Below are 7,720 nucleotides of genomic sequence, written 5' to 3' on the forward strand. Positions count from 1 at the left end.
TGAAATCGAAGAACTAATAGATGCAACGTAAGCAAAAACGGCATGTAAGCTGTATTTTCTCATATTATTTATCAGTAAATTTTTTATTTAGTTATAATATAATCATAATTAATTGATACACTTCGTGAACAAATTGTACTAACCCTTACTTTGAAAGTTTTACAAACATAGCAAGTACAACCTAAAAAACAAACAAGCACTTCCAGTAAGTGCTTGTTTGTTTTTCTAATTTTAAGTTTTAATATATTTACCCAAAGAGGAGTTTTTACTAATTCTTAAACTTCTCCTTCGCCGCTCTCATCTTCACATTTAAATCATGATCAATGGAGTCACGAATATCACGCTCTACTGCTTCCATCGCTTTTTGGAAATTTTGTAAGTAGATCTTTAATTCTTCTTCTTTTTCAGGACGTTGTGATGGTGGTAATTGTACCACTAGTGACAACATAGCTATTAAATCTTTCATTAAGAACGTTTCAAGTTTGTGCTGTTGCTCAAACATGCGTTGTTCTTGATAGTACGGAAGTGCGTTTAATACTGAAATTGTAATCTCATCAACCGTTCTTTGTAATGAAGGGTTAATTGATCGTTTATATACCTGAATCGTATTTAATGCATCAGGATAACGGTCGTAAAAATACAATTTATAAAACGATAGATCTGTTGGTTTGGATGATTGTTGCGATTCTTGCCTTAGGAAATCCTTTACTTTTATCGCCGCTACATCGATATCTTCATTTGTAACTTTTTTGGTTGCTTTCGCCATAGCGTGTACTTTTTTCTGTTTATCTTTCGGTAACATAGAGAAAACTTGTTCTCTTGTACGTTGGTCTGCTGCACAGAAAAGGGTATTCAATGCTTTCTGTTCCTTTTTCCCCTCTGTACGAATCCAGCGATAAAAGAGTGGATGCTGCGTAAATTCTTGTAAAAACGGCGTTGATTTATTTGATAATTTTTCAATTGATTCATGTGCGCGCTTATAAGGCTTCGCCCATGATAAATAAAATTTCCGACCGAAATACACAAGCGAGACAACGATCGTGAATCCAACTAAAAGTAACGTTCCGATTAGTATTAAAGCCATTTTAATAAAACTCATCTTTTCACCTCCTCTAATGACCCCTTATTTCTTTGGACGCTGAATGAGCTTTTGCTTCATTTCATCATTAAATGTGTCGAGTTCAATAACAAACTTCTTACTAGATTCAATAATACGCTCTGATGATTTCTCAGTTGCTTCAATAGCCGCAAACACATTTTGGAAGGATTCACGTAGCTTATCCATGCTGATTGCTGGATTTTCAAGCAACTGTGTTGTTTCTTCTGTGTTTTGTTTTAAAGCTTGTGAGTTACTTAATACCATCGATTCAATTGCTTCATTAGTCGCGTTAACTGCATCGATTGTTTTACGTTGATTTGTTAATGCAAGCTGGATTGCTGCTGAAACAGTAACAACGTTTTGCGTCATTGTAATCGCGTTACGAATTGCTTCTGTTAACTTTTCATTGTTTTTCTTAATGATATCTACAGATGCGATAGATTGTAGCAATACACTTTTTGCTTGCTGCATGTTTCGTGTACGTACAAGAATTTTTTCTAATGCATCATTAATTAATGGAATATCTTTTTGACGATCTGGATTTTGCTTTTCTGCTTCAAGCATGCCAGCAAGCTTTCGTCCTAGATACACTTGCTTATCAAGCGCATGAATTTTATCATGTGATTGTTCTTTTAACATTTCTAAACCGACTGTATCTTCCTGGAGATTGTCGCGTCCAATAAGTAATGATCTTATAATTTCTTCAATTTGTTTATCTATGGATTGATATTTATGAGCATACGTTTCAAGTGGATTTTTCTTGAATACTTTAAACATAAATTTCTTCATACCCGATGCTTTTAGTGAATTAGGATCGAGTTCTGATACTACTCTACGTAATTCTAGCAACGTATTTGGAATTTCTTCATTCTTTCCATTCATCATCGCTGTTACAGGGCGTTTAAGTGCTGATAATGTTTGCCCTGCAGCTTGCTGCTCTTTATCGCCTAAGTCTCCAAGTTGTGATAATACTTTTGAAAGATCTGTATTTTGTTCACTATTTAGCTTTTGTACGTAGAGATCAGCTTCTTTATTTAGTTCAACAAGTTCTTCATCTTTAATAACTGTATCAACAACTACTTCCACATTATCTTTCACTAATGATACAGGTTCTTTCTTCTCTAATTCAGTCAACAAAATCGCTCCTTTATTTATATGTGCGAAATTATTTGCACTATATTTCATCTAAGATATCGTATTCAACATGTATGATACTTGTTTGATAATAAACTCCTGCTTATGCAGTCATTCCCTGTTTCTTACCATAAGTATACCTGTTCTCTACATTATTTTCCTCAGACTTAAGACCTAGAATGCTACGTGCTGAAGGCGGATTCTTCACATGTTACACGTTTTATTGTTTAGTAATTCCGCTTTCAATTTTATTTTGTCCACCTTCCCATTTGGCTTCTTCGGTAAATGTGATAGTACAGTCCAATTTCTTGGTTGCTTATATGATATTAATTTTTGACGGCACTCTTTCTGAATATCAACTAATTCTCGAGAAAATTCCTTAACGATAACAGCCTGGATAATTTCTCCACGATTCTCATCCTTTTCCGCAAACACTACTGCTTCTGTAACCCCTGTGATTCCAAGTAATGCATCCTCTATTTCGCCAGCATAGACAAAGCTCCCAGCGGCTTTTATAATGTCTCGGTCTCTACCTACTAAAACAATTTTTCCATCTTCTCTTTGGAAACCAATATCATGTGATGTTACCCAATCTTCTATGAAAGTAGCTTTTGTTTGTTCTTCATTTTCAATATATCCTTCAAAGGCCTGACCGGATCGAACAAATAATTTCCCAAAGTTTTCTTTATCAGTTACTATTCGTTCTTTCTTCTCATAAAAAAAAGCAATCTCCACATCAGGGAATGGTACTTCGACTGTTTCAGGTGCAGTTCTTGCATCTTCTGATGTTAACAATGAGGCATACCCCATTTCTGATGATCCGTAATATTCATACAAAAATGATTTAGAAAAACATTCCTCAAATTTTTGTCTTTGTATAGTCGATAATTTTGTCCCAACTGAAATCATACACCCCGGAATTATTTCCTGCACACTTCGTTTTTGCTTTGCATGGCGAATTAAAGGCTCAATTACAGCCGGTGTGATAGAAGCACATGATCCTTTTGCTTTAAAAAAGGCCTCTGGTGTAAATTTAGATAATAAAACAATCTCAGCTCCAATAGCTAATGCATGAAGTGCCGGATATAACTGCGCTGAATAAGATAAATGTAACGGAACTACTATCCGATCACTTTCAGTTAGTGAAAACGCCTTACTCCATCCTTCAAAACTACTAGTCCAAGATCGATGACTTTAAACAAAACCTTTCGGTGTGCCCGTTGAACCTGAAGTATAACCAAAAAAGTATAACTCGTCCTTACTATTCACATGTCTAAAAGGAAATGAGATGGTATTATGCTCAATTGTTTGACATACAGTCTCTTTGGATGTGATAATCCAATTAGGCTCCGTTCTACTTACAATTGTTTTCCATTCAATTTCTGTACCGTCTGGATGAACTGGCATTATAATTCCACCAATTTTTGAAACCGCAAGTGCATCTTGAATCCATTCCATACAATTTTCCAACTTTATAATAAAAATATGCCTGGTGCCGCTCCGTCTTGCATAAGAACTGATGCACGATTTGAAACACATTGCGCCAACTCTTTGTAAGTCCAACTATCATGTTGTTCCGAAAGCGCAACGCGGTCAGGATATTTTTGTGCCTGCTCATAGAAATAAGAATGTATACGCATTTTTTATTGAATCTCCTTGTTTGTTATGACTATATTTTTTGTTTTTTTCGCGCCACAAACGCTCCTTTTTGAAAAGCTAGTAATACTGTTTCAAATGCATTATCTTCTTCAATCATCTGAATAAATTCCGCTAACTCTTCTGCATGTGAAGTCGCATTATCAATGACAAGAAATCCTTTTGGCTCTAATATGCGTTTTATATTTTCCCACCACCACATATATTGCGTACGCTCTGAATCTAGAAAAATAAAATCAAATGAACGATCTACTTGTGCATCTAAAAATGCGCCCGCTTCCTGATTATGAATATCAATCCGATGTCCAAGGTGGGCCTTTTCAAAATTCACAAGCGCCTCTGCGACCCGTTCTGAAGAAAGTTCAACAGTTGTAACATTTCCTTTTGTTTCTTCAGCTGCATTTGCCAGCCATAATGTTGAATATCCATTTGAAGTACCGATTTCTAACATTCTTTGTGCACTAAGCCCTTTTATTAAAATGGATAAAAACTGGCCCATTTCACGAGAAACATTTCTTAACTTTTCTTCTCGCTTTTCTTTTTTACTATCATGCTCTTCCCCATATCTTTCAAGTTCTAACAACAATGATTCTAAGGAACTCATACTATTCATCACCTCTCCAACAAATGTAATGATTAAAAAATTGATGAGAAAGTTGATTATGTTTGTCTACTTTTCATTATATGCGAAACGAAGGTCTTTTTCCTGTTATAAGGCAAAAATTTGAATTTTTTTGTAGCATATTGCTTCATTTTTTGGTAAAGTTAATTTCTACGTGTAATTATTCCATTCACATTATTTTACAATTAAAATGCAATCATTTTTAATCGGTATTTCAAATCAAAGAAGCGCCCTTTTTGGACGCATTTTCTTTTGTTTATAACTAATATGTAAGAAAGGATGCTTTAAACATGAACGTGATTAATTTAGATGCCGCTAGAAAACGTAAGCAGCACAAAAAGCAAATGATAACTATACCGATTATTAAACGTATTTACGAAGAGGACGGAGAAATCAAATTCGAGGTATTAGGCGAAAAGGATGTTCCTCTTGAAATGTTAGAGAAGTAAATGATATGGTCCTAAATTAAAGACGCATTTCTGTTGAAATGCGTCTTTTTCATTCTATACATTCTCATTTAAATGAATAAGTTTTTCTGGATTCACCATCATATAAATAGATGAAATTTTCTCTTCTTGAAACTCAAACGAAAGCACATACGCAGCCCGGTTATTTACATTTACAATAATACCTGGAACACCATTTACTATTCTAAATGTAATGGAATGTTCTTCTGACAACTTCTTAGTAATTCCTAAGAATAGACGTACAATCCTTTCAGAAGTGTAAATTGGTTTAAGAGCCGTTGTAACCTTCCCTCCACCATCTGATTTAAATATCGCATCTATTTTTAAGATTTCTAACATTCCTTGTACGTCTCCTCGTTGCAAAGATGTAACGAATTGTTCCACATATGCGGCCATTTGCTTTGTACTTAATTTTGAGACTTTCGGTTTATCCATTATACTCTTTCTAGCTCGATGAAAGATTTGTCGACAGTTCACACTACTCTTTTCAACGATTGATGCTATCTCATCATAATCGTAACCAAACACTTCTCGTAATAAAAATACCGCCCGTTCAATTTCAGATAACTGTTGCAACAATAAAAGATACGCTGTAGACATAGATTCCTTCATTATATATGTCATTGAGGGATCATCATTTTCTTCAACAAGTGGTTCAGGTAACCACATACCAACATAAACATTTCGTTTATGCGCTGCTGAACGTAATTTATCGATTGCACGATTTGTAACCATCTTACATAAATACGCTTTTACATTGCCATACGACTCTATCTCTTCTATTTGACTGAATGAAAGAAATGTATCATGAACGATATCTTCTGCGTCCATGACACTCCCAAGCATACGATAAGCTAAAGAGAATAATAAAGGTTTATACGCTTCATACAACTGTTCCGTTTCCACGCTCACTTGACCCTCTTTCAATTTGTGACTTTACTCAATTCTAAAATTTGGAGTGCCGCTCGCTTTCCACTAGCAACCGCAGCATCAGCTAATAATTCATCATGGCCAGCCCAATCTCCTGCAACATATATCCCTGGCATTTCAGGAACAGTAGGCCCCGGCTTTTCAGTACGACCAATATGAGGAAAATCATGGACAACTGTTATTTGGGGTAAATATTGTTTTACAACTAATTCCTGTTGCCACTTTGGATGTAAAAGCTCCATTGTATGTTCTAAACACATTTTATCCTCATTTGGATAATTGATTGGTACTGTAGGATTGTGATATTTTATCAAGCTAACTACTGCTGTCCCATCCTCACTTAACTTTGAAGCTCTTGATTGATTTGTAAAAAATACAGGTTGATCTAATCCTAAAACAAATTGATGTGATGGGTTGGGTAATTTTCTTAAACCAAGATCTAAGGAAGCAACTGTCACTGGCACTGATTGTTCTTTCCATATATGCAGCACTGTGTCTTTTGCTCCCTTAATAATTTTACAAACTTCTTTTGGTGGTATAGTAACGACAACCGTAGGAACTTCATATATTTGATCACCGGAACAGCGAATTCTTTGCATGTAATCTGAGTGGTCAATTTCAACCACATTTTTATTAGCTAGAAATTGAACCCCAGCATTTATAGCTTCATCCCTTAGCTTTGTTATAATAGTCTCCCATCCACCGTCTACATAAAAGACCCCTTCTTTCATGGAACGTTGAATTTGTTTTAATACAGAAGATGCTAGCTGTATGGTCGGAGCATATGTGTATGTCGATGTTCGGCATAATGCATAGAACATATTTCTTACCATCGGATCTTTTATTTCCTTTTCTGCCCATATATTCAAACTCATTTTAGGAATTGTATCCAAGTTTAATTTCCCTAGCTTTAACATCAGATGAGAAAATTGTATTTTAGCAGGCCATGAAAGTAATGATGTAGATAAGATAGAGCGAAAATCTGTTGGCACTGTATACACATCATTTTTCCATATACCATGTGCGTTCGTTGAAGGTATTCCCCCTGAAAGAGTGATTCCAAGTTCCTTAAAAGCTGATAACGCTTCTCCTCCTCGATATAAAGCGTGCGCCCCAAGGTTCATCAGAATGCCATTTTTATTCGTTGTTATGGCTCTTCCGCCAAAACGACTTGATTTTTCTAATACAACAACTTTTTTGCCTTCCCTAGCTAAATAAATCGCGGCAGTTAATCCAGCAAGTCCCCCGCCAATAATTGCCACATCGAAATTTTTCATATCAATTCCTCCCTTATTGTTCTACATACAAGACGAATGAAGAAAGAGGAATGTGACATTTTTTAAAATTTATTTTTCCTTCCAAAACAAAAAAATCCCTTATCTCATATTAAAGGATCTTTTTGTTTACATAATATTATTACCAATAACTTATATGAGTGGTACTCTTCAGCGGAACTGGATTCCAACTTTGTTGTATGGTTTGCCATGATTTGACTGTTCCATCTTTACTTTTAATAAACGCTTTAAATTCTATATTTCTCTCAGCTGGCAACACAACATTGCCCCTCCAATCATTATTATAAGAATCATAATATAATTGAATTGGATACTGCTTTGTGTCCCACCGCCCTAATTCTGCACGATTCCCAGTAATATAAACTGGATCGTCTATTGTTGTAGGAGCATTTTTTACTACAATCGTTTGCGTGACAGGGGTCACACCTAATAAATCTTTAAACTTCCCCATTAATGAATTGTTATACTAGACTCTACCATTTTATACAATAGATAGTTATATATCCATTTTGATTTT

8 protein-coding genes and 2 pseudogenes are annotated in these 7,720 nt (G+C 35.1%); 1 reads left to right on the forward strand and 9 read right to left on the reverse strand.

What is annotated here, in order from left to right; genetic code table 11:
• Positions 1–268: 268 nt before the first annotated feature.
• The 6 genes and pseudogenes from V7183_RS15760 to V7183_RS15785 form a co-directional block, all read right to left on the reverse strand.
• Positions 269–1,099: a DUF3974 domain-containing protein gene (locus V7183_RS15760; RefSeq protein ID WP_335360126.1), complete on the reverse strand. Its 831-nt coding sequence runs from the start codon at positions 1,097–1,099 to the stop codon at positions 269–271.
• A 24-nt stretch (positions 1,100–1,123) separates the two neighbouring features.
• Positions 1,124–2,233 (reverse strand): toxic anion resistance protein, encoded by a 1,110-nt coding sequence (locus V7183_RS15765; protein ID WP_335360127.1) that lies wholly within the window; start codon positions 2,231–2,233, stop codon positions 1,124–1,126.
• A gap of 204 nt (positions 2,234–2,437) precedes the next feature.
• Positions 2,438–2,668: an AMP-binding enzyme gene (locus V7183_RS15770; protein ID WP_230322484.1), complete on the reverse strand. Its 231-nt coding sequence runs from the start codon at positions 2,666–2,668 to the stop codon at positions 2,438–2,440.
• 258 nt (positions 2,669–2,926) lie between these two features.
• Positions 2,927–3,772, reverse strand: a pseudogene (locus tag V7183_RS15775) (AMP-binding protein); the annotation flags it as partial.
• A complete protein-coding gene (locus V7183_RS15780; RefSeq protein ID WP_230322483.1) occupies positions 3,706–3,873 on the reverse strand; it encodes a hypothetical protein in 168 nt (55 codons plus the stop codon). The gene V7183_RS15780 and the pseudogene V7183_RS15775, both read right to left, overlap by 67 nt.
• A 29-nt stretch (positions 3,874–3,902) precedes the next feature.
• The gene (locus V7183_RS15785; protein ID WP_373605256.1) at positions 3,903–4,493 is read right to left on the reverse strand and encodes an O-methyltransferase; all 591 of its coding nucleotides are present in this window, start codon (positions 4,491–4,493) and stop codon (positions 3,903–3,905) included.
• Positions 4,494–4,801: 308 nt separating this feature from the next.
• Between V7183_RS15785 and V7183_RS15790 the strand changes: the two genes are divergently transcribed.
• Entirely contained in the window at positions 4,802–4,960 is a 159-nt protein-coding gene (locus V7183_RS15790; protein ID WP_097897972.1) for a hypothetical protein, read from the forward strand.
• A gap of 54 nt (positions 4,961–5,014) precedes the next feature.
• Here the strand turns inward: V7183_RS15790 and V7183_RS15795 are convergent, their stop codons facing one another.
• The 3 genes and pseudogenes from V7183_RS15795 to V7183_RS15805 all read right to left on the reverse strand — a co-directional run.
• Positions 5,015–5,884, reverse strand: coding sequence for a sigma-70 family RNA polymerase sigma factor (locus tag V7183_RS15795; protein WP_097897973.1), 870 nt, complete (start codon positions 5,882–5,884; stop codon positions 5,015–5,017).
• Between the two features lie 17 nt (positions 5,885–5,901).
• Positions 5,902–7,185 carry a phytoene desaturase family protein gene (locus V7183_RS15800; protein ID WP_097897974.1) on the reverse strand — a complete coding sequence of 428 codons (1,284 nt, stop codon included), beginning with the start codon at positions 7,183–7,185 and terminating at the stop codon, positions 5,902–5,904.
• A 139-nt stretch (positions 7,186–7,324) separates the two neighbouring features.
• Positions 7,325–7,669, reverse strand: a pseudogene (locus V7183_RS15805) (carbohydrate-binding module family 20 domain-containing protein); the annotation flags it as partial.
• Positions 7,670–7,720 lie beyond the last annotated feature (51 nt).

It is taken from the genome of Bacillus sp. JJ1127, from assembly GCF_036965845.1.
In the GTDB taxonomy this organism is placed as follows: Bacteria; Bacillota; Bacilli; order Bacillales; family Bacillaceae_G; genus Bacillus_A.

What these genes read in the sequence shown, in the direction of transcription:
- V7183_RS15760 (WP_335360126.1), bottom strand. Translation starts at nt 1,099, where the DNA reads ATGAGTTTTATTAAAATGGCTTTAATACTAATCGGAACGTTACTTTTA.
- V7183_RS15780 (WP_230322483.1), bottom strand. Translation starts at nt 3,873, where the DNA reads ATGCGTATACATTCTTATTTCTATGAGCAGGCACAAAAATATCCTGAC.
- V7183_RS15785 (WP_373605256.1), bottom strand. Translation starts at nt 4,493, where the DNA reads ATGAGTTCCTTAGAATCATTGTTGTTAGAACTTGAAAGATATGGGGAA.
- V7183_RS15790 (WP_097897972.1), top strand. Translation starts at nt 4,802, where the DNA reads ATGAACGTGATTAATTTAGATGCCGCTAGAAAACGTAAGCAGCACAAA.
- V7183_RS15800 (WP_097897974.1), bottom strand. Translation starts at nt 7,185, where the DNA reads ATGAAAAATTTCGATGTGGCAATTATTGGCGGGGGACTTGCTGGATTA.